Genomic DNA, 20,695 nt, shown 5'->3' on the forward strand with positions numbered 1-20,695 from the left:
TTCACTCCCGGCAATGACACTGCAGTTGCCGAGCGAAATCGTGGTCGAGCGGTTCCTCCCGACCGCCCGGGCGATGCTCGCCACGGAACTCGACGAGAAGGGGTGGACCCAGCAGGAGATCGCCGACCAGCTCGGGGTGACACAGGCCGCGGTGAGCAAGTACGCCAGCGGGTCGGTCACGGTCGAGGAGCGGTTCCGCGAGGACGCCCGGATGCAACAGACCATCGAGCGGATCGCCGACGGGCTAGCGGCGGGCGAGATGGACGAGTACGCAGTGCTGGGCGAACTGCTCGCCCTGGTCCGGGAGTTCGAGGACCGGGGGCCGATCTGTGCGGTCCACGAGGAGGAGATGCCGGCGCTCCAGGGGATGGGGTGTGATCTCTGCGTTCGGGGGACCGACACCGCGGTGTTAGAGGAGCGGGCCGTGCTGTCGTCGGTCCGGCGAGCGACCAGACTGTTAGCCGATAGCACCGCCGTCGTCGCCGCCATCCCGAACGTGGGAATGAACGTCGGCATGGCGCTGCCCGACGCCGCGGACGCCCTCGACGTGGCGGCGGTTCCCGGCCGGATTCACGACCTGCGGGGCCGGGTCAACGTTCCGTCGAATCCCGAGTTCGGCGCGTCGGAACACGTCGCGCGGACCATACTGGCCGCGATGACCGTCGACCCCTCGCGCCGGGCGGCGCTCAATCTGTCTACTGACGAGGCGGTCCTCGACGCCGCCCACGAACGGGGAATCGAACCACTGGAGTTCGACGCCGACTACGAGGACCGGGACGCGCGGCTCGAAGCGGCCTTCCGCGAACGCGGCGAAGTCCCCCGCGTCATCTACCACGGCGGCGCGTTCGGTGTCGAACCGATAACCTACGTCTTCGGCGAATCGGCGGTCGAAGCCGCCGAACTCGCGGTCGAACTCCTCGACGCAGCCGCTACGTAGATTTCTCCGACGTAGCCGCCACGTAGGCCCCCCTCGACTGCCGAACCGGTCAGAACCAGCCGGTCTCGGGATCGATGGGGTTCTCCGGCTCCTCGCCGCGCAGTACCCGGATGACATCTTCGGCCACGGTCTGTGTCAGTTCGGTTCGTGACTCCTCGGAGTACCACGCGACGTGGGGGCTACAGACGACGCTGTCGAGGTCGTGTAGCGACGATTCTCCGGGTGGCTCCGACTCGCGCACGTCCAGTCCAGCCCCGCCGAGGTCGCCGTTGACGAGCGCGTCGTACAGCGCCGTCTCGTCGACGAGCCCGCCCCTGGCCGTGTTCACGAGCAGCGCGTCGTCAGCCATTCGGTCGAGCGCGTCCGCGTCGATCATCCCGCGCGTCTCGTCGGTCAGCGGCGCGTGCAGCGAGACGATATCGGAATCGGCCAGCAGCGTCTCGAACGTGACCGACTCGACGCCGAGGTCGCCCATCCGGTACTCGGGCACGTAGGGGTCGTAGGCGATGACATCGACATCGAAGCCCCGGAGCTTCGCGGCGAACCGGCTGGCGAGTTTGCCGAAGGCGACGAGACCGACGGTGCTGCCGGCGAGGCGACGGATCGGCTGCCCGACCGACCACTCCCACTCGCCGCTCTTGACCGACCGGTTGAGCGTGGGTATTTTCCGCACGCAGGCGAGCAGCAGCGCGAACGCGTGAGTTGACACCTCATCGACGGAGTAGTCGGGGACGTTGACGACCGTCACGCCGGCCTCAACCGCCGCCCGCACGTCGATGTTGTCCACGCCGATGCCGGCCCGACCCACCACTGCCAGCGAGTCAGCGGCGTCGATGACCTCGGCCGTGACCTGCGTGCCGGCGTCGACGATCAGCGCGTCCGCGCCTGCCACTGCGCGTGCGACGGCCGCTGGCTCTTTCGCCCCCGTCGTTTCGACGGTCGCATCGATCGCGTTCAGTACCGCTGTCCGCGTCTCCTCGTCCATCACTTTGGTGTCGGAGACGACGATTCTGTATGACATACCCTGTCTTGCCGCGGACTCGAAATAAAATCACCCGTCAGACCGGGTTTCGACCATCGAAACCGTCTTAGAGGGACGCCGCTGCGACACGGCGACCACTCCGGACCTGACAAAATATTAGCAAACGTTTATGATACATTCGTGTCGATATGGCAACAGTATGTCGACCAGTAACACGGACGAGACGGTTCTCGAACGTATCGGCTACCGACTTTCCGCGTGGGTGGAACGGTGGATGCCCAGCCCCTTCCTGTTCGCGCTCATCCTCAGCTACGTCGTGTTCCTGGCCGGCGTCGGGCTGACCGGGTCCGGCCCGGTCGAGATGGTCGGGTTCTGGTACGACGGCTTCTGGGCCTTCCTGACGTTCTCGATGCAGATGGTCCTCATTCTGATGACCGGCTTCGTAGTGGCGTATCACCCGCGGATCAACGCCGGCATCCGCCGGCTGACGCAGCTCCCCAACACCGGGAAACAGGCAGTCGTCCTCGTCGGACTGCTGACGATGCTGCTTGGCTGGATTCACTGGGGACTGAGCCTCATTCTCGGCGCTATCTTCGCTCGTGAGATGGGCAAGACTGCCCACCAAAACGGTATCGATGTCCACTATCCGGTTCTCTGTGTGGCTGGCTATCTCGGCCTCGGCCTCACCTGGCACTGGGGGCTGTCCGGGTCTGCACCGCTCTTGCTTGCGACCGAGGGCAACGAGTTCATCCAGCAGGGCGTCATCGACGTTGTCGTCTCCGCCTCGGAGACCATTTTCCATCCCTACGGTCTCATTCTGACCGGCGTGTCGATAGCGTACGCCCTCGTCGTCCTCTACGTCATCACGCCGACCGGCGACCGTGCGAGGGGTATCACCAACTACGTTCCCGAAGACGAACTGTTCGAGTCCGCGGGCGACGGCGGCGTCGAAGCGACCGACGAACGGTCCTCGCAGGTCCCGGCCGAGCGCATCAACCACAGCCGCGTCCTCGGCGGGATTATCGGCCTGACCGGTATCGCGATGGTCGTCGCCCAGTTCGTCCAGTCCGGCATCGATGCGCTCGGGCTGAACATCGTCAACTTCGGCTTCCTGACGATTGGCATCTTCATCTACATGGACCCACAGACCTACCGGGAGAAGTTCGGCGAGGCGGCCACCGCCGCGTCGGGCATCGTGTTGCTGTTCCCCTTCTTCGCCGGCATCCAGGGCATGATGGCGGCCTCCGGGCTGGCGCAGTTGATGGCCGGCGCCCTCATCTCGGTCTCGACCCCACAGACCTTCCCGGTCATCGCCTGGCTTTCCGGCGCGACGGTCAACATCTTCGCGCCCTCCGGCGGCGGCGAGTGGATAATCCTCGGCCCGCCGATCCTCGAAGCCGCCCAGGACCTCGGCGTCCCGGTCGGGCAGGCGACGATGGCCTACGCCGTCGGCGACGCCCACACGAACCTGCTGAACCCCTTCTGGGCGCTCCCGCTGCTCGCCATTACCCAGATCAAGGCCCGGGAAATGTTCGGCTACGCGATTGCGATGATGCTCGCGCTCACGCCGTTCCTGGCGGTCGTCCTGTTCGTCCTGCCGTACTGAGCAGGGCACCGACGGGACAGCGATAGCTGATTGCCCCTTCTTCGAGGATTAAGACCCTGCGCGAACTGCCATCCGACAATGGCAACGGAGACGGGAGCCGAGGAGGACGTGGACCTCCTCGACTCCTTCCGGCAGTTCTTCGCGCTGGAGCGAGATGTGCTGGTCCTGTCGCTGTCGATGCTGGCCTTTAGCCTCGCGTTCCAGATGACCAGCCGGTACATCCCCGAATACATGCGTCTTCTGGGTGCAAGCGCCGGTGTCATCGGCCTCTATGGCAGCGTCGGGAACCTCATCAGCGCGGTGTACCCCTATCCCGGCGGGGCGGTGTCGGACCGTATCGGCTCGCGCCTGGCGCTGACCGCCTTTGCGACGCTGGCGACGGTCGGTTTCGGCATCTGGTATCTCGCCTCAGTCGTCGGCGACATCACGCTCGGGACGACGACGCTGCCGGCCTGGACGCTCGTGTTCGTCGGCCTCTTTCTCGCACAGGCCTGGAAGTCCTTCGGGCTTGGTGCGACCTTCGCCATCGTCAAACAGAGCGTCCCGCCCGAGCGGCTGGCGATGGGGTTTGCCAGCACGGAGATGTTCCGCCGCATCGGCTTCCTGCTCGGGCCGCTCGCCGCCGCGGCACTGCTTGCGACGACCGCGACGTTCGTCGACGGCTTCCAGCGCGTGCTGCTGGTCGCGCTGGCCTGTGGACTCGTCGCCACCGTCGCCCAGCACGTCCTCTACGACGCCAGCGAGGACACGCTGGGGAAGTCCTTCGAAGGCATCGATCAGATACTCGAGGATCTGCGAACGATGCCGGCGACGCTCCGCCCGCTTTTGATCGCCGATACGTTCGTCCGCTTCGCCAACGGCATGGTGTACGTCTTCTTCGTCATCGTCGTCACGGAATTCCTCTCCGTTGGGTTCACCGGCTTCGGCGTCCAGCTGCGCCCCGACGCCTTCTTCGGCGTTTTACTGGGCGTCGAGATGGTCGTCGCCATCCTCTCGATGGCCCCTGTCGCAAAGCTCACCGAATGGGCTGGTCTCAAACCCGCCGTCGCGCTGGGCTTTCTCGTCTACGCCGTGTTCCCGCTCCTGCTCATCTTCGCGCCGGACGACCAGTGGGTGCTGGTGCTGCTGTTCGCGTTTTCAGGACTACGGTTTGCCGGCCTGCCAGCACACAAGGCGCTCATCGTCGGCCCGGCGGAGCAAGACGCCGGCGGCCGCGTCACCGGGACCTACTACCTGATCCGCAACACGCTGGTCATCCCCAGCGCTGCGCTGGGCGGCTGGCTCTACGGCAGCGAGTGGGCCGCCACTGTCGCTGACAGGACGATTCAGGCCGGGCCGAGACTCGCCTTCGGCGTCGCTACCGCCGTCGGTCTCGCCGGGGTCGCCTACTTCGCTGTCTTCGGCCGGGAGTTCGAGGCCTACGAATAGAGTTGCCGCGCTGTGCCTACCACTCCTCGCGGGGCGGGAACTCGTCGCCACAGCGCGGACAGTACCGCATCGGTGCGCGGGCCTCCTGACCGTCCCTGTCGAACGTTATCTCTCGTCCACAGCTCTCACATGCTAGCTTTGGCATCGTACTCTCCGGTCGCCAACACCGCCACGACCTAGTCACAGATAGAATGTGTGCTGTGATAACACTAGGTGCTGGGTGCGATCCGGGCCGATGGCGAGTCCGCAAACGCCAACCCTAAGCGCCGACCCGCAAACATCCAGTCAATGCGAGACGCCCACCCAATCGAGCAGGCGGTCGGCATGGAGTACTACGTCAGCGACGCCGACGGGGTGGGCGGCCGCCTCCGCGCCTCGCCCGCGGACTTCCGCGTGCGGGAACTGGAGGCGTTCGGCACCGAGCCGGTCGACGCCGATACCGGCGCGTACCCGCATCTCGTCTTCCGGGCGGAGCTTCGCAACTGGGAGACCAACGACTTCGCTAGCAAGCTCTCGGACCGGCTGGGCATCTCCCGCGAGCGGGTGTCGTGGGCAGGGACGAAGGACAAGCGTGCGGTCACGACGCAGTTGTTCTCGGTGAAGGGCGTCGGGGCTGCGGACCTGCCGGAGATCGGCGGTACGGACATCGAGGTCATCGGCCGCGCCGGCCGCCCGATCCTGTTTGGCGATCTGGCGGGCAACGCCTTCGAAATCGTCGTCAGAGACACCGAAAACACCGACAACGCCGCCAGTGTCGTCGCGGACCTCCAGGCCTTCGCCAACGGGGACAAGACGCTATCGGGCGGCAACCAGTCCGGTGACTCCACACCACTGGACGGCGAAGCGACGCTACCGGACGGCGAAACCACGGTCGGCGTCCCCAACTACTTCGGCCAGCAGCGGTTCGGGTCGCGCCGGCCGGTCACCCACGAAGTCGGGCTAGCTATCGCCCGCGGTGAGTGGCAGGACGCCGTCCTCGCCTACGTCGGGAACCCAAACGAGCGCGAACCGGAGTCGACGCAGGAGGCTCGCGGGTACGTCGACGAAACCCACGACTGGGCCGGCGCGCTCGATAAGCTGCCCGGCGCGCTGGGCTACGAACGCTCAATCTGTCACCGGCTGGTCGAGAACGGGGCTGACGAGCTGGCTGACTTCCGCGAGGCGCTGGAGGCGCTGCCGTCGAACCTCCAGTCGCTGTTCGTCAACGCCGCCCAGTCCTACGTGTTCAACCGCATCCTCTCGGAGCGGCTGGAACGGGGGCTCCCGTTCGACCGACCCGTCGAGGGCGACGTGGTCTGTTTCCGGGACAGCGATGCACCGGAGGACTTCCCGATTCCGGACGCCGACCGCACCCAGCAGGTCACCGCCAAGCGGTTGTCGACCGTCGAGCGCCACTGCGAGCGCGGCCGGGCCTTCGTCACCGCGCCGCTGGTCGGGACCGACACCGAACTCGGTAGCGGTGAGCCGGGCGACATCGCCCGCGAAGTCCTCGACGACGTTGGCCTCGAACAGAGCGATTTCGACCTCCCCGGTGCCTTCGACAGCGACGGGACGCGGCGTGCGATCCTGCTCCGGACGGCCCTCGGCGTTGAACGAAACGACGCCGACCTGACGTTCTCCTTCTCGCTCCCGAAAGGGAGCTACGCGACGGTCCTCCTCCGGGAGTTCCGGAAGGGCGACCCGGACACGTAGGGGCCACCCCTGGCTCGGTAAATGACGCGGAATATGCAACGGTTAAGTCCGGCCACACACGCCATTTCGTATGGGCGAGCTACCGGACGAGTTTTCGTGTACCATCACCGACTGGGAGTACATTTACGGCCTCTGCCGGGACGTGGCCGACGACGTGAAAGCCGCCGAGTTCGAGCCCGACGTGGTCGTCGCGCTGGCACGGGGCGGCTGGTTCGGCGGGCGCTGCCTCTGTGACTTCCTCGGGCTGGACGACCTGGCGAGCCTGAAAGTCGAACACTACGTCGGCACCGCGGCGAAAGGCGAGGAGGCACAGATCAAGTACCCGCTGGCCGACGGCGCTGTCGAGGGGAAGGACGTGCTGGTCGTCGACGACATCGCTGACACCGGCCAGTCAATCGAGACGGCCGCCGAGTGCGTGCGTGACCGAAACCCCAGTAGCGTCCGGACAGCGACGCTCCAGTTGCTCCAGACCAGCGAGCACGAACCGGAGTTCGTCGGGGAGCGCCTCGACGAGTGGACCTGGGTCGTCTACCCCTGGAACTTCGTCGAGGATATGGTCGAACTCGTCGCGGGCGTAATGGAAAAGAGCGACCAGCAGGCCCACACTGAAGCCGACATCCGCCACCTACTCCGGGAGTACCACGGCGTCAGCCGCACGGACCTGGAGATCGCACAGCCCGACCGACTGGACGAGGTCACCACGGAGATGGAACGGCGCGGCGTCGTCAACCCTGTCAGCGGCGGCTGGCAACTCACCGACGACTGAGAGACGCTGTCGGACTGTTCTGCGGTCGGCCACCGGTGCCCCTCGAACCCGCTAGTCGCTCCGCTCACTGCCGCTAGCACCCAGCCAGCTCTTCGCTAGCCTGAATAAAAACCCGGTCAGCGACGGCCGCGACCGTCGTCCCGGACGTACTCTAACGCACTGACGAACAGCTCCTTGTCGACTCGGTCCTCTGACTCTTCGAGTCGTTCACGAATTTTCGTTGGTGTCATGTGTATTGATAACATGGTACTAAGAAAGTATAACTCTTTCTCACCGACCGACATCTTCGCTTCGTCACAGCGGTTCTGAAATGAAATTGGAGGGGCGTCCGAAATGGATTCGTACGCGCCAGAAGCGACCCAAACCGCTGGACCGGGACAACAACCCCCGTCGAGGGAATATATTTAATACCCTGCTAACTCTATAGAAACTATGGCCGCTTACGGCCGGCCGTCACTTCGAGACCTGTTCGATGAATCACCGACGCCGCACATCGCGCATCCCCCGCGGAGTCACCATCGAGACTTCTACATCGCTACAGACGGGTCGTTCAGACCCCACAGCGGCACGACACCGACCGACAGCGAGTCGGACAGCCCGACAGGCGGGCTGGGTGTCGTCGTCGAAACCCTCGACGGTGAGCGCGTCGTCAGGCTGTCGGTTCCCGACACCTGTCCCGACAACAACGTCGCGGAGTACCGGGCGCTCCACCTCGGACTCGACGTGCTTGCGAGACGGGCCCCGCCCGACGCCCGCGTCGGACTGCTCATCGACCACGATCAGCTCGCCGAAAACGTGAACGCGGAAGTGCTGGCCTCTCATGGCTCCGCCTACGACCCGCCACACTCCGTCTCGGTCCCGCCGGCGACAGGGCTGCACTGGCGGGGGATTCAGGCCCGCATCAACGGGTTCGATGAGATCCGCGCCGCGCGGATCTCCGGCGACCGTAACCCCGCCCATCCACTGGCGAACGCGCCAGACCAGTACGCCCACGTCAACACCGAACCGGACCGGTGTGTCCTCCCTGACGCGCCGACCGTAAACGAACGCGTCCCGCCGCCGTCACGCGCGGAGCGTGGCGGCGCGTCCGACTGACGAAACGTAGCCGGCCCTGGCCGGCTACACCTCGTTTCTCCGCCGTCTTACCGGTGTGACTGTTATTGCGCTCTGTTTTGAGAGTCGGTCACTTGCAGCTATGAACCACTACGGATAGTTACATACATCGGCGCTTCCGTGAGAAAATGCGTTCACCGGCAGAAAACACCGTAACGACCAGTTCCGTGTTGTTGTACCAGTAACCCATCACGGATTATATTTCTCATAACTTATAGCGATTATCTACGACGTTCTCACGTACGTTCGAAGAACGTCACACCGACCAAATTTTAAGTGGTAGAATTAGAATAGTATGCAGTGGGAGGTTAGTTTCGTTGAGTACCAGAACTGACGGACCAGACGGTTTCGGCGGACAGTTCTTCGAGCAGCTGGTGCCGCGTCAGTCGCCGACGCGGCACGACCTCGTCCTCGCCGTCATCCCGGCGGTGTTCCTGCTCACGCTCGTCACTGCCGCTGTTCTGGATTTGTCCTTCCGGACGGCAATCACCGGTGCATCACTTGTTGGGGCTGTGGCCGTTGTCGACGCGCTTTTCCTCCACCCACCGACCCGCGGTTGACGGCGAGGCGACACGTGACATTGCGTTCCGGCGACGGGCCTGAACGCTGTGTCTTTTAAAGGGGCCACTTTGCGTACCTCGATAGAAACGACCCGTAGTGTCGTACAACTCCTCACAGCGTGGTGTTTTCAGTCAGAATCGTCTGAATAGACTGCACAGTAGGACTGCGAATAGAACTGTTTCGGCGTATATAGGCTGGTTTGTCTGTCCCGTCGTACTCAAAGCCTAACGCGCCGACCACAATCACTCAGCGACAAAACCGACCTAACCGGGAATCTCGTCCAGGAAGGAATTAGTAGCTGTACTTCAGTTATATAGACTGGTTCAGGGCAGAAGAGGTACTAGTCCTCCAGTTCGATTCCGTCGCGATACTCCTCAAAGGCCTCGTTAAGCTCTCGCTTGATTGCCGTCCGTTCCTCTTCGGAGAGTTCTCGATTTTCCTGTGCCGCGAGGATTCCCCGTGCGATGAGTTCGTTCTCCATCCGCATCGACGGTCCTGCGAAATTCGTCGAGAGGTCCTTTCGATCCCGTGCCATTTGGTTCCAGACCCCACCTTCTGTATAGAGGTATGTGAATGCGAGCACACCACAACTTACGAAACCAATAAGCGGCCACGCGTATTCACCGTGACCGTACTGCCTGAGCGTCAAGGTAGCCGTCGAGAGCCCGGTCAATCCAAGCATTGCCAATCGGATCATCCCTGAGACACCGTCAACGCGTGCCAGCCATCGGGCCGCGAGTTTGACCCACCATCTGTTCGCGGTCATCGTTCCCCTAGCTGGCATGTACCACACTCGCTCTTGCGGACGCTACCGTCACGCTCGCCACCAAAGGGGACCACTGTTCTAGAGGGCATGCACTAATCCGAGCGGCTGATACCCCAAAGTACATTTTGATTTCGGCCCGAGGACATCGAAGATATTAAGGCTTTCAGTAGCTCTCTACGGTGTATCTATCATGCTGGTTCTGGCAGACACTGATTGGTCCCAATAATCAGGCTGGATACGGCCAAAGACCTGTTCAGTAAACACTGTGTACTGACCGTTTCAGCTTGGGTGTAACAACTGTTCCATGCCACCCTCACAAACGGTAAGGTCCTAAGAAAAGACAGGTGGTCGCTTATTCCTGCTGTGCGTCGACGACGGCGACGCCGGCGAGGTTCACGATGTCTTTGACCTCGTCGCCGCGCTGGAGGACGTGGACCGGCTTGTCCATGCCGACGAGCATTGGCCCGATAGCTTCAGCGCCGCCCAGTCGCTGGAGCAGTTTGTAGCCGATGTTTCCGGCTTCGAGGTTGGGGAACACGAGGACGTTTGCGGCGTCGTCGAGTTCGGCGAAGTCGTACGTGTCGGTGAGGATGTCCTCGACGACGGCGGTGTCGGCCTGCATCTCCCCGTCGACCGGGAAGTCTACGCGGTCGTCATCCTGTAGGCGGGACACCGCGCGACGGATCTTCTTCGTCCCGGGGTTGTCGACGCTGCCGAAGTTCGAGTACGACAGCATCGCCGCTCGCGGTTCGACGTTGAACCGGCGGGCCAGTTCCCCGGTGTGGCGGGTGACCTCCTCCAGTACGTCCGTGTTGGGGTCCTGATTGACCGTGGTGTCGGCACAGAAGATGACGCGGTTCTTGAACGTCAGCATGTACACACCGGCCGCGTAGTCAGCGTCGTCGGCCGTGCCGATGACCTGCAGCGGCGGGCGCAGGGCCGAGGGGTAGTGGTGGGTCAATCCGGTCAGCATCGCGTCGGCGTCGCCCATCTCGACCATCACGCTGCCGAGGTAGTTCCCGTCCCGAATGAGTTCCTCGGCCTCGCGGCGCGTGACGCCCTTGCGCTGGCGGAGTTCGTACAGCCGGTCGGCGTAGTCGGCCACGTCGGCCGTTTCCGGGTCGACGACGACGGGATCGAACTCAAGGCCGAACTTCCGGCGCGTGGACTCGATGCGGTCGGCGTCGCCGATGAGGATCGGCTCGGCGATGCCCTGCTCGACGAGCTGGTAGGCCGCGCGGATCATCTTCTCATCGTGGCCCTCCGCGAGCACGACCCGCTGAGGGTTGCTCTTGGCCTTGTTGAGCACGACGCGCATCATCTCGCGGGACTTGCCGAGCCGGGCTTCGAGCTTCTCGACGTAGGCGTCAGTGTCGATTTCCTTCCGTGCGGCACCGCTCTCGATGGCTGCCTCAGCGACTGCGGGGGTGACTTCGAACAGGACCCGCGGGTCCAGCGGTTTCGGGATGATGTAGTCCGGGCCGAACTGCAGCGGCTGGTCGCCGTAGGCCTTGACGACCTCGTCGGGCACGTCCTGCTTTGCGAGGTCGGCGAGCGCGCGGGCCGCCGCGACCTTCATCTCCTCGTTGATTTCGGTTGCCCGCACGTCCAAGGCCCCGCGGAAGATGAACGGGAACCCGAGCACGTTGTTGACCTGGTTCGGGTAGTCCGACCGGCCGGTCGCCATGATGACCGTGTCGTCGCGGGCGGCTTTGGCGTCCTCGTAGGCGATTTCCGGGTCCGGGTTCGCCATCGCGAAGATGATCGGATCGCTGGCCATCGACTGCACCATCTCCTGATCGACGATACCGCCGACGGAGAGCCCGACGAACACGTCGGCTCCCGCCATCGCGTCGGCGAGGTCGCCCTCGGGGATGTCGCGGGCGAACTCCTGCTTGAACCGATTGAGGTCCTCGTGGGTGGCCCGCTCCTCGGTGATGATGCCCGAGGAGTCACACATCGTGATGTTGTCCTTCGAGACGCCAAGCGAGACGTAGAACTTCGCCGACGCGATTGCGGAGGCCCCAGCACCCGAGAAGACGACCTCCAGGTCTTCGAGTTCCTTGTCGGCGATGTCGGCCGCGTTGACCATCGCCGCGCCGGAGATGATCGCAGTGCCGTGTTGGTCATCGTGGAAAACAGGGATGTCCAGTTTGTCGCTGAGTCGGCGCTCGACTTCGAAACACTCCGGGGCGGCGATGTCTTCGAGGTTGATGCCCCCGAAAGTCGGCTCCATCGCTTCCACGGTCTGTATCATCGCCTCGGCGTTGTCCGTGTCCAGTTCTATGTCGAACACGTCGATGTCAGCGAAGCGCTTGAACAGCACGCCCTTCCCCTCCATGACCGGCTTGCCGGCTTCCGGGCCGATGTCACCGAGGCCGAGCACGGCCGACCCGTCGGAGACGACGCCGACGAGGTTCCCCTTCGCGGTGTACTCGAAGGCCTTCTCGGGGTCTTTATCGATCTCGTTACACGGCGCGGCCACGCCGGGCGAGTACGCCAGCGAGAGGTCCCGCTGGGTGTTCGTCGGTTTCGTCGTCGCAATCTCTATCTTCCCCGGCGGCTCACTCCGGTGGTACTCCAGTGCGTCCTCGTCAAGTCCCATACACGGAGGTCGAACCCAACTGTAAAAAAGACAAGTTTACCGTCAACGGACGAGCGGTACAACGACAGCTGTCGAATACCGATGGATTGCGGCGGGTTTCGCCCCGTCTCCGTTCCACCAATTGGAAAATCGGCACTCCTCGACAGGATCGTGATAACCGCTGTCCTGTGCTCAACGGGCGTTCGTGAGTTCGCCGACGCGGTCGGTCAGTTCGGTGACTGCGTCCTCCTGTCGGTCGGTCGCTTCGACGATTTCCTTGGTCGCCGTTTCGGCCTCCTGGGCGTGGTTCTGTGCGTCTTCGACCATCGAGGTCACGTCCTCGATAGCGCTCGCCTGGTCGTCGTTTGCGTCGGCGACCTCCTGAATGCCCCTGGTCGCTTCCTCGACGGCGTCGGAAATCTCGTCCAGCGCATCCAGCGCGTCCGCGATCTCGGACTCCGCGTGCTCGACCTGCTCGTGGGACGTTTCGACCATCTGGGCCGTCTCAGTCGCCTGGTCCTGAATGGTGTTGATACTCGTCGATATCTCGGAGGCGTACTCGCTCGTTTCGTTGGCGAGTGTCTTCACCTCGTCGGCCACGACGGCGAACCCGCTCCCGCTCTCGCCGGCCCGGGCCGCTTCGATGTTTGCGTTCAGCGCCAGCATGTTCGTCTGCTCCGCCACGTCGGCGATGATCTCGACGATCTCGCTGACTTCGTCCATCTGGTTGTCGAGAGCAGTGACGGTGTCGACGAGGTCCTCGCTCGTCTCAGTGAGTCCGTCGGTGACCTCCATGACCGCCTCACCGGCGTCTGAGCCGTCTTCGGCGGCGTCTTTCGCTCGTTTTGCCGCCGACGCCACCTCGCTCGATGTCGCGGCGACTTCTTCCATCCCGGCCCCGATGTTCTGGATGTTGTCAGCGGCCGTCGACAGGGAGTCGGTCTGTTCGGCCACCCGGCTTTCGACGGTTTCGGCGGATGAGTTCGCCTGTTGGATGGTCACTGCGAGTTGCTGGGCCTGTTCGTCCACTTGGTCCGCCAACTGCTCGACCTGCTCGGCCATGTCGTTGAGCGAGTCGACGACCTCGTACAGCTGGTCGTCGACGTACTCGCCGCCGTCGGTCCGGTCGAACGACGCCCGGGCGTCGAGCTGGCCGTTCTTGAGCGCGGCCATGGTCGATTTGACCTCTTCGACTAGGCCCGTCACGGCCTCGTGACGGTTGGCCTCGTCGGTCCGATCCTGGACCATTTCGACCACCGCGATGAGTTCACCGGCGTCGTCGTAGATCGGGGCGGCACTGAACGAGATGTTGCGTTCGTTCCCGTGCTGGTCGGCCATCACGCTCGTGTCTCGGTACAGCGTGAAGTCTTCGTCATCGACTTTCGGCACGTCGTACTCGGTGTGGGTGTTTTCGGGCGCGTCAAGGACCTTGTCGGCGAGGGTCTTCCCCCGCCGGCCGTCGGGGTAGAAGGCCATGCTTGCCATCTCCATCTCCTGTGCCTCGGACTCGGAGACGCCGGTGAGGTTCTCCAGCGAACTGTTCCAGGTGAGAATGTCGCCGTTCGTATCCAGAATAAAGAGTGGCGTCCCGATGTGGTGTAACACGTCGTGATAGTTGAGACCGCCGTCGGCGTCGCTGTCCGACGACGTGTCGGTGTCCGATGACCCGTCAGTGAACGCCTCGACACCTGTTCGGGAGACGTACTGGGCCGTGTCCAGCCCTTCCTTGAGTTCGGCCTCGACGGAGTCGATAGCCGCCTGTGCGTCCGGGCCGAGTTCGTCCCGGAGCTGGTCGAATGCGCCCTGAACGAGCGATTCGGTGACGAATCCCTGGGTGGCGACGAACTCGCTTCGGCTGATGCCGGCGGCTTCGTACTCCTCGATCAGCGCCCGTAGCTCGTCGGGTCCGAGTTCGAACTGTTGGTCGACGTGCTGGGACCCGATTGCGGCGCTCTCGGGGTTGTCGAAGCGGTCGCTGAGTCGCGGCGAGTCGGAGTCGATGGCGTCAGCCAGAAATCGAGTCTGCCCGTCGCCCGCGACGAGACCTCCGTCCGCCCGCTGGGCCGCAACATCGCCAGATTGGGATCCCTGGCCGTAGATGTAGGTGCGGATCTGGTCGAGCATAGGGTAACTACGTTCGATTCCATGAGACCCGTAAATAAAGGTAACTCCGGAAATATCAGCAAAGATAATGGCATCCAGCGAGCGGGAACGAAAAGAGAGCATAAGTACGTGCAACCGAAGGTGTAGGTATGACCACCCGTTTCCGCCGACTGGTGGCGACGACGACAGTGCTGACGTTCGCACTCATCCTGCTCGGCGTGTACACCGGTGCCATCGGTGCCGGGCTGACCTGTGAGGCGCGCTGGCCGTTCTGTGACGGCTGGATGGGGCTGTTCCCGGCGAACTGGGCGAGCTTCGTCGAGTGGTTCCACCGGCTTGTCGCGATGATTACCGGCTTCGGCATCCTCGGTTCGACGGTCGCCGCGTGGCGTGGTGACTACAGCCGACGGATCAAGCTCGCAACCGCCGTCGCAACGGTCGTGCTCCCCGTTCAGGTCCTTCTGGGCGCAAACACCATCTTCAACTTCGGGGCCACGGCACAGGTGCTTCACCACGGAGCCGCACAGCTTATTTTCGGTGCGATGGTCGCCGCGACGGCGTGGGCATACACCGACACGGCTGAGTCACCATCAGTACAGTCGGCCGACAGCCAGCACACCGCGCGTGCCGACGATTGAACATGTGTACCACTCCCGTGGTTAACACGTAAGATATATTCCGGTCTGTCGTGTGGTCGGGATTATGTCAGACGACGGCCTTTCACGACGCCAGTATCTCTCCACGGTCGGTGGAACCGCAGTAACCGTCTCGCTCGCCGGCTGCTTCGGCGGCGGTGGCGGCAACGGCGGCGACGGCTCCACCGAAGTCACCGCGGGCACTGCACCCGGCTTCCCACCGTTCGAGATGAAACAGGACGGCGAACTCGTCGGGTTCGACATCGACCTGCTGGAGGCGGTCATCGACGAGACAGACTACACCCTGGCCGGCTGGGAGGAGTACGAGTTCAAGTCCCTGATTCCGGCGCTGACGAACAACAACATCGACGTGGTCGCGGCAGGCATGACGATTAACGACGAGCGCGACGAGACCATCGACTTCACTGACCCCTACTACAGTTCGAACCAGGCTATTGTCGTCCGCGAGGACGGCGACTTCTCGCCGTCATCGCTCTCGGACCTCTCCGGACGACCCATCGGCGCACAGAAGGGGACCACCGGCGAGAGCACGATTCAGGACGAACTCATCGAACCGGGCAACCTCGACGAGTCGAACTACAACTCCTATGGCAACTACGTGCTGGCCGTCGAGGACCTCCAGAACGGCAACATCGACGCGGTCGTCATCGACGAACCGGTCGCCCAGACCTTCGCCGCCCAGCGGCCGGTCACCATCGCCTTCACGTACGAGACTGGGGAGAACTTCGGCTTTGGCGTCCGGGAGGGCGACGACGAGTTCACGCAGGCGCTCAACGACGGGCTGGCGACGGTGCAGGACGGAAGCACGTACCAGGATCTGACGAACAAGTGGTTCGGCCAGCAGTAACCGATGCTACCCCTCCCGCTGCAGAGTGACTGGGCGTTCGTCGTCGAGAACCTTGACCTGCTGATCGCCGGCACTGGTGTCACGGTCGCCCTGACAGCGGCGAGCATCCTGCTGGGCTTTTTGCTCGGGTTCCCGGCGGGAGCCGTCGAGGTGTACGGCCGCGGGCCGCTCAAACGCGCCGTCGAGACGGCCGGCGTCGTGCTCCGCGGCACGCCGCTGCTCGTCATCATCATCCTGCTGTTCTTCGGGCTCTCGGTGTCACGCAGCGCCTTTGTGACGGCGACCATCGCACTCGGCCTCCGGAGCGCCGCCTATCAGTCACAGATCTTCCGCGGGGCGCTCCAGAGCGTCGATGAGGGGCAACTGGAAGCCGCTCGCGCTGTCGGCATGGGCCGACTTCAGGCGATCCGCAGCGTGGTCGTCCCGCAGGCGCTCCGCCGGAGCGTTCCCGGCTTCCAAAACGAGTTCACCATCGTCCTGAAAGACACGAGTATCGCCATCGTCATCGGCCTCGGCGAACTACTGACCGTCGGTCAGAACCTCTATCAGGGCGGTCAGAGCACCGCCGCACTCGAAATTTTCCTGACTGTGAGCCTCATCTACTTCGTCCTCACGTTCGTGACGAACCGCTCGCTCGACTACGCCGACGACCGCTTCAGCATTCCCGGAGGTGAGCGAACGTGAGCGATCCGCTGTTGGAACTCGACGACGTGTACAAATCCTACGGCGAGGAACAGGTCCTCTCCGGCGTCAGCTTCGAAATGGACGCCGGCGACGTGGACGTGGTCATCGGCCCCAGTGGCAGCGGCAAGTCGACCATGCTACGGTGTGTCAACCGCCTCACCGAGATCGACAGCGGCGACATCTACCTCGACGGCGACTGCGTTACCGACGCCGACACCGACGTGAACGAACTCCGGAAGCAGGTCGGGATGGTGTTTCAGGACTTCAACCTCTTTGCCCACCTCACGGCGCTCGGCAACGTCACGCTCGGCCTGCGGAAGGTCCGCGGGATGGACAAAGCAGCGGCCCGCGAGCGGGGCTACGAACATCTCGAACAGGTCGGCCTGTCGGACCAGGCGGACTCCTACCCCGCCGAACTCTCCGGCGGGCAGAAACAGCGGGTCGGCATCGCCCGCGCGCTCGCGATGGACCCGAAGCTCCTGCTGTTCGACGAGCCGACGAGCGCACTGGATCCGGAACTCGTCGGCGAAGTGGTCGAGGTGATGCGGGACCTTGCCGCCGAGGGCATCACGATGCTCGTCGTCAGCCACGAGATGGGCTTTGCCCGGTCGGCCGCCTCGGACATCATCTTCCTCGACGAGGGGCGGATCGTCGAACACGGCCCGCCGGAACAGCTGTTCGAGAACCCGCAGGCGGCCCGGACCGGCGAGTTCCTCAGCCGCCTGGAGACGACCCACGAGGGGGAGTGACCCATGGGAACGCCGGAGGCCACGTCGACCAGCGGACGGACGATACGCGCTCGCGCCGCCGGACTGACCGACCAGCCGCTGACGCTGCTTACCGTCGCCGTCTTCTGGACGTGGCTCGTCGTCCGGTGGACGAACGACTTCCTGCTGGACGGCGCGCTCATCGAGCGCGATACATCGTTTTTCCCGACGGCCCCGTTCGAGGCGGCCGCGTCGACACTCAGCGCTGTCGCAACGAGTCTCGGTCCGGTCGGGTTCCCCGTCGGCTGGGTCGCCGGCTTCTTCGAGTTCCTGGCGGCGTCGATCCCCTACCTGCCCCAACTGGCGACCGGCGTGTGGGCGACGATACTCCTGACAGTGTTGGGCATCGCGTTCGGGTTCGTCATCGCCGTCCCGCTCAGTGTCGCCCGGGTGTACGGCGGGACCATCACCCGGTTGGTTGCGCTGGGGTACACCGAACTGTTCCGCGGGACGCCGCTGCTCGCCCAGCTATTCGTCCTCTACTTCGCGACGCCGCTAACGACAGTCATCCGTGAACTGCCCGCCGTGGGGACCGGTTTCATCCCCGCCCAGGCGTTCTGGGTGGCCATCATCGCGTTCACCCTCAACAGCGCCGCCTACCAGTCCGAGTACATCCGGTCGGCGCTGAACTCCGTCCCGGAGGGCCAACTCACCGCTGCGCGCTCGATCGGCCTTTCGAAGGTTGAGGGGATACGCCACGTCGTCCTGCCCCAGGGCCTTCGGTATGCGATTCCCGGCTGGTCGAACGAGCTGGTGTATCTCATCAAGTACTCGTCGCTGGCGAGTTTTATCACCGTCCGCGAGCTGTTCGAGCGGACCGACGCCATCGCCAGCGAAACCTACCGGTACACGGAGCTGTTCGTCCTCGCCGGGCTGTTTTACCTGGCGCTGGTCATCTCGGCGTCGCTCCTGATGGAGTACGTCGAAGGGCGAGTCGCGATTCCCGGCCTGGGCACGTCCGGCCGGTGACTACATGAAATCCGAGAGGCCGGACTGCTGGTCGTCGTCTTCGGCGGCCTCGCTGGCTGATTCGGTGTCGCTGTCAGCCGCTTCGCTCGCGCCGGCGTCATCGGACCCCGATTCGTCGTCGGCCGCGAGCGTCACCTGCTGGTCGCCGCTCTCGTCGCCAGCCTCGGCATCAGTCTCGCTGTCGGCACCGCTGTCCGCCCCAGCCGCACCGTCACCGCCTTCGACACTTGCTCCCTCGAAGGCCCCGCCGGAGTGTTCGACGGCGGCTTCCTCTCGGAGCGCTTCGGCGTCGGCGACGATGTCCTGGACCTTGTTCGTGTCCTTGCCCGACCCGGTGACGAACGCGACGTGGTCGGACTCAAGCTCGTAGGTTGCCGCCATCGCCACCGTCAGGTCACGGTTCCGGCAGTGGTGGGTCATCGTCGCGAGGAACGGCATGATTTCGCGGCGAGCGGTCCGCATCGAGACGCCGTCGATGGCCGCGATCTGCTGGGCGACGTAGTCCCGGGTGTTGCGGGTCCCCTTCGACCGCCCGAGCTTCGACCAGTAGCTCGGCGGGCCGTAACGGGTCCAGCCGCCCTTGGTTCCGTCCCGCGCTGCGGCGACGCCGGCGGTCATGTTGTCGCCGGCGTAGCGCCAAAAGGAGTAGTTCTGCGTCTCGCGCACGCGACCCAGCCACTGGTCGGCGTTCGAGAGGAACCCGTAGGCCCGGACCAGTTCGGCCCCCTCGTAGTCCTTGGGCATGTTGTCCTCGATCCAGTTGATGAGGTCATCGGGCGTCTCGTCCACGTCGTAGCTGGCCTCCAGGGCCTCCTGTGCGCCGGCCTCCTTGAGTACTACGTCGAGGTATTCGAAGATGCCCTCGGTCGTATCGCGCTCGCCGGTAACCACATCGTCAGCGGTCAGCCGTTCCGTCGTCTCGGCGATGGCCTGGAGGTCCTTGACCGCGCCCCGCAGGTCACCGCTGTTTTGCTCGGCGAGTTCCTGCAGCGCGTCGGACTCGTACTCGACGCCCTCTTGGCGACAGAGGTCACGGAGGACCGGGACGATAGACCGGGGCGACACGTCCCGGAACTCGATGTCCTGGCAGTTGTTCCGCAGGCCGTTTGACATTTCGTAGTACTCGTTGGCGATGAGAACCATCGGCTGGCTGGCCTCCTTCACGAGGGCGGTGATGGCCCGCGCCCCGCCGCGGTCGGCGTTGCCGTGGATGTTGTCCGCCTCGTCCATGATGACGAGTCGCCGGCCGCCACCGCCGGCGGTCAGCGTCCCGGATTTGGCAGCCTCGCCGGCAACCCGATTGATAACGTCCTTGGTCCGGGAGTCGCTGGCGTTGAGTTCGATGGTCGGCCACCCCATGTCGTTTGCCAGCGCGTGGGCGGCCGAGGTCTTCCCGATGCCCGGGGACCCGTGGATGATGACCGCCTCGCGGTGGTCATCCCACGTCTCCGCCCACTTCTTGAGTGCGTCGCGGGCCTTGTCGTTGCCCCGCACCTCCGACAGCGTCGTCGGGCGGTACTTCTCCGTCCAATCCATTGAATCCTGGTTGGCGCGACCGGCGTTTAGTGGTTGCGGAGCGTTACTCCTCGTCCGCCGTCTTGAGGTCGAGATGCGGCGCGACAGATTCGTACGTCTCGTCGCTGGAGACAATTGTATCGCCGTCGGATTCGACGAGATGCAGCGCATCAAAGGGCGTGAATCCGTGGTCCTCGACGTACGTCGCTGCTGCTACCACTGTGTCCACGTCACCGCGCACCTCTACAAGCGTCGCAGCGTTCGTGACGACTCGCTCGGTGTCTCGCTCCTCCCGATAGGCGACCATGAGGAGTTCGATCAGTGTGAACTGTGAGGTCCACAGTTCGTCCCGGTGGTCCCGGTACACCGCTTCGGCAGCCTCACCCAACCAATCTTCGTCCTTGATGAGGGCGAGCAAAAAATCAGTCTCAACGTACATTCAACGTCCAGCCTCATCTAGTGCCGTGTCACGTGCCCCTTGACGGAGTTCATCCGCTGTCTTTTCGACATCTGCGAACTCGTCTCGGAGTGCATCGAGCGGGTCCTCTGCAACGGGAACCAGTTTGATTCCGTCGTGGAGTTCGACGATATGGTAGCGGTCACCGTAGCGTTCGCGCAACTCTTTGGGGAGCGTCAGGCGACCGCGGTCGTCGAGCGTCGCCTCAGACATACGTAGTTAGATGGTGGGTAGGATAAAGAAAGTTCCCGTAGAATAGATT

20 protein-coding genes are annotated in these 20,695 nt (G+C 63.9%); 12 read left to right on the plus strand and 8 right to left on the minus strand.

Annotated features, from left to right (window positions below):
* Positions 1-13 precede the first annotated feature (13 nt).
* On the plus strand, positions 14-937 hold the full coding sequence (locus tag NDI54_RS05225) for a thiamine-phosphate synthase family protein (RefSeq protein WP_310895416.1): 924 nt from the start codon (positions 14-16) through the stop codon (positions 935-937).
* A 49-nt stretch (positions 938-986) separates the two neighbouring features.
* Here NDI54_RS05225 and NDI54_RS05230 read toward each other — a convergent pair whose 3' ends face one another.
* Positions 987-1,958 (minus strand): C-terminal binding protein, encoded by a 972-nt coding sequence (locus NDI54_RS05230; RefSeq protein WP_310895417.1) that lies wholly within the window; start codon positions 1,956-1,958, stop codon positions 987-989.
* 160 nt (positions 1,959-2,118) lie between these two features.
* Between NDI54_RS05230 and NDI54_RS05235 the strand changes: the two genes are divergently transcribed.
* Together NDI54_RS05235 and NDI54_RS05240 are read left to right on the plus strand one after the other, a co-directional pair.
* Positions 2,119-3,525 (plus strand): short-chain fatty acid transporter, encoded by a 1,407-nt coding sequence (locus tag NDI54_RS05235; protein WP_310895418.1) that lies wholly within the window; start codon positions 2,119-2,121, stop codon positions 3,523-3,525.
* A 78-nt stretch (positions 3,526-3,603) separates the two neighbouring features.
* A complete protein-coding gene (locus tag NDI54_RS05240) occupies positions 3,604-4,953 on the plus strand; it encodes an MFS transporter (protein ID WP_310895419.1) in 1,350 nt (449 codons plus the stop codon).
* Between the two features lie 16 nt (positions 4,954-4,969).
* On the opposite strand, the gene NDI54_RS05245 is transcribed toward NDI54_RS05240, so the two are convergent.
* Positions 4,970-5,098, minus strand: coding sequence for a hypothetical protein (locus tag NDI54_RS05245; protein ID WP_310895420.1), 129 nt, complete (start codon positions 5,096-5,098; stop codon positions 4,970-4,972).
* A gap of 143 nt (positions 5,099-5,241) precedes the next feature.
* Between NDI54_RS05245 and truD the strand changes: the two genes are divergently transcribed.
* The 4 genes from truD to NDI54_RS05265 all read left to right on the plus strand — a co-directional run bounded on the left by truD (position 5,242) and on the right by NDI54_RS05265 (position 9,084).
* Positions 5,242-6,645, plus strand: a complete 1,404-nt coding sequence (gene truD, locus NDI54_RS05250; RefSeq protein WP_310895421.1) for a tRNA pseudouridine(13) synthase TruD — start codon at positions 5,242-5,244, stop codon at positions 6,643-6,645.
* 70 nt (positions 6,646-6,715) lie between these two features.
* Positions 6,716-7,411, plus strand: a complete 696-nt coding sequence (locus NDI54_RS05255; protein WP_310895422.1) for a phosphoribosyltransferase — start codon at positions 6,716-6,718, stop codon at positions 7,409-7,411.
* Between the two features lie 432 nt (positions 7,412-7,843).
* Positions 7,844-8,506, plus strand: a complete 663-nt coding sequence (locus NDI54_RS05260) for a ribonuclease H (protein WP_310895423.1) — start codon at positions 7,844-7,846, stop codon at positions 8,504-8,506.
* 335 nt (positions 8,507-8,841) lie between these two features.
* Entirely contained in the window at positions 8,842-9,084 is a 243-nt protein-coding gene (locus NDI54_RS05265; RefSeq protein ID WP_310895424.1) for a hypothetical protein, read from the plus strand.
* 341 nt (positions 9,085-9,425) lie between these two features.
* Here NDI54_RS05265 and NDI54_RS05270 read toward each other — a convergent pair whose 3' ends face one another.
* The 3 genes from NDI54_RS05270 to NDI54_RS05280 form a co-directional block, all read right to left on the minus strand.
* Positions 9,426-9,620 carry a hypothetical protein gene (locus NDI54_RS05270; RefSeq protein ID WP_310895425.1) on the minus strand — a complete coding sequence of 65 codons (195 nt, stop codon included), beginning with the start codon at positions 9,618-9,620 and terminating at the stop codon, positions 9,426-9,428.
* Between the two features lie 583 nt (positions 9,621-10,203).
* Positions 10,204-12,456, minus strand: coding sequence for an NADP-dependent malic enzyme (locus tag NDI54_RS05275; RefSeq protein ID WP_310895426.1), 2,253 nt, complete (start codon positions 12,454-12,456; stop codon positions 10,204-10,206).
* 171 nt (positions 12,457-12,627) lie between these two features.
* A complete protein-coding gene (locus tag NDI54_RS05280) occupies positions 12,628-14,559 on the minus strand; it encodes a methyl-accepting chemotaxis protein (protein WP_310895427.1) in 1,932 nt (643 codons plus the stop codon).
* Positions 14,560-14,687: 128 nt separating this feature from the next.
* On the opposite strand from NDI54_RS05280, the gene NDI54_RS05285 reads away from it, so the two are divergent.
* From NDI54_RS05285 to NDI54_RS05305, 5 genes are all read left to right on the plus strand, one after another.
* Entirely contained in the window at positions 14,688-15,176 is a 489-nt protein-coding gene (locus NDI54_RS05285) for a COX15/CtaA family protein (protein WP_310895428.1), read from the plus strand.
* 64 nt (positions 15,177-15,240) lie between these two features.
* A complete protein-coding gene (locus NDI54_RS05290; RefSeq protein ID WP_310895429.1) occupies positions 15,241-16,041 on the plus strand; it encodes a basic amino acid ABC transporter substrate-binding protein in 801 nt (266 codons plus the stop codon).
* A gap of 3 nt (positions 16,042-16,044) precedes the next feature.
* Positions 16,045-16,725: an amino acid ABC transporter permease gene (locus NDI54_RS05295; protein ID WP_310895430.1), complete on the plus strand. Its 681-nt coding sequence runs from the start codon at positions 16,045-16,047 to the stop codon at positions 16,723-16,725.
* A complete protein-coding gene (locus NDI54_RS05300; protein ID WP_310895431.1) occupies positions 16,722-17,474 on the plus strand; it encodes an amino acid ABC transporter ATP-binding protein in 753 nt (250 codons plus the stop codon). Before NDI54_RS05295 ends, NDI54_RS05300 begins: the two co-directional genes overlap by 4 nt.
* Positions 17,475-17,477: 3 nt before the next feature.
* The gene (locus tag NDI54_RS05305) at positions 17,478-18,461 is read left to right on the plus strand and encodes an amino acid ABC transporter permease (protein ID WP_310895432.1); all 984 of its coding nucleotides are present in this window, start codon (positions 17,478-17,480) and stop codon (positions 18,459-18,461) included.
* On the opposite strand, the gene NDI54_RS05310 is transcribed toward NDI54_RS05305, so the two are convergent.
* From NDI54_RS05310 to NDI54_RS05320, 3 genes are read right to left on the minus strand one after another with little or no spacing between them, the layout of a single operon-like run.
* On the minus strand, positions 18,462-19,997 hold the full coding sequence (locus NDI54_RS05310; RefSeq protein ID WP_310895433.1) for a replication factor C large subunit: 1,536 nt from the start codon (positions 19,995-19,997) through the stop codon (positions 18,462-18,464).
* A 43-nt stretch (positions 19,998-20,040) separates the two neighbouring features.
* Positions 20,041-20,415, minus strand: coding sequence for a type II toxin-antitoxin system VapC family toxin (locus tag NDI54_RS05315; protein ID WP_310895434.1), 375 nt, complete (start codon positions 20,413-20,415; stop codon positions 20,041-20,043).
* A complete protein-coding gene (locus tag NDI54_RS05320) occupies positions 20,416-20,646 on the minus strand; it encodes an AbrB/MazE/SpoVT family DNA-binding domain-containing protein (RefSeq protein ID WP_310895435.1) in 231 nt (76 codons plus the stop codon).
* Between the last annotated feature and the right edge of the window lie 49 nt (positions 20,647-20,695).

Source organism: Haloarcula terrestris, from assembly GCF_031624315.1.
In the GTDB taxonomy this organism is placed as follows: Archaea; Halobacteriota; Halobacteria; order Halobacteriales; family Haloarculaceae; genus Haloarcula; species Haloarcula terrestris.

Excerpts from the sequence above, each read along its gene's own strand:
- NDI54_RS05225 (WP_310895416.1), top strand. The coding sequence starts at position 14 with ATGACACTGCAGTTGCCGAGCGAAATCGTGGTCGAGCGGTTCCTCCCG.
- NDI54_RS05230 (WP_310895417.1), bottom strand. The coding sequence starts at position 1,958 with ATGTCATACAGAATCGTCGTCTCCGACACCAAAGTGATGGACGAGGAG.
- NDI54_RS05235 (WP_310895418.1), top strand. The coding sequence starts at position 2,119 with ATGTCGACCAGTAACACGGACGAGACGGTTCTCGAACGTATCGGCTAC.
- NDI54_RS05240 (WP_310895419.1), top strand. The coding sequence starts at position 3,604 with ATGGCAACGGAGACGGGAGCCGAGGAGGACGTGGACCTCCTCGACTCC.
- NDI54_RS05245 (WP_310895420.1), bottom strand. The coding sequence starts at position 5,098 with ATGCCAAAGCTAGCATGTGAGAGCTGTGGACGAGAGATAACGTTCGAC.
- truD (WP_310895421.1), top strand. The coding sequence starts at position 5,242 with ATGCGAGACGCCCACCCAATCGAGCAGGCGGTCGGCATGGAGTACTAC.
- NDI54_RS05255 (WP_310895422.1), top strand. The coding sequence starts at position 6,716 with ATGGGCGAGCTACCGGACGAGTTTTCGTGTACCATCACCGACTGGGAG.
- NDI54_RS05260 (WP_310895423.1), top strand. The coding sequence starts at position 7,844 with ATGGCCGCTTACGGCCGGCCGTCACTTCGAGACCTGTTCGATGAATCA.
- NDI54_RS05270 (WP_310895425.1), bottom strand. The coding sequence starts at position 9,620 with ATGGCACGGGATCGAAAGGACCTCTCGACGAATTTCGCAGGACCGTCG.
- NDI54_RS05275 (WP_310895426.1), bottom strand. The coding sequence starts at position 12,456 with ATGGGACTTGACGAGGACGCACTGGAGTACCACCGGAGTGAGCCGCCG.
- NDI54_RS05280 (WP_310895427.1), bottom strand. The coding sequence starts at position 14,559 with ATGCTCGACCAGATCCGCACCTACATCTACGGCCAGGGATCCCAATCT.
- NDI54_RS05285 (WP_310895428.1), top strand. The coding sequence starts at position 14,688 with ATGACCACCCGTTTCCGCCGACTGGTGGCGACGACGACAGTGCTGACG.
- NDI54_RS05290 (WP_310895429.1), top strand. The coding sequence starts at position 15,241 with ATGTCAGACGACGGCCTTTCACGACGCCAGTATCTCTCCACGGTCGGT.
- NDI54_RS05295 (WP_310895430.1), top strand. The coding sequence starts at position 16,045 with ATGCTACCCCTCCCGCTGCAGAGTGACTGGGCGTTCGTCGTCGAGAAC.
- NDI54_RS05305 (WP_310895432.1), top strand. The coding sequence starts at position 17,478 with ATGGGAACGCCGGAGGCCACGTCGACCAGCGGACGGACGATACGCGCT.
- NDI54_RS05310 (WP_310895433.1), bottom strand. The coding sequence starts at position 19,997 with ATGGATTGGACGGAGAAGTACCGCCCGACGACGCTGTCGGAGGTGCGG.
- NDI54_RS05315 (WP_310895434.1), bottom strand. The coding sequence starts at position 20,415 with ATGTACGTTGAGACTGATTTTTTGCTCGCCCTCATCAAGGACGAAGAT.
- NDI54_RS05320 (WP_310895435.1), bottom strand. The coding sequence starts at position 20,646 with ATGTCTGAGGCGACGCTCGACGACCGCGGTCGCCTGACGCTCCCCAAA.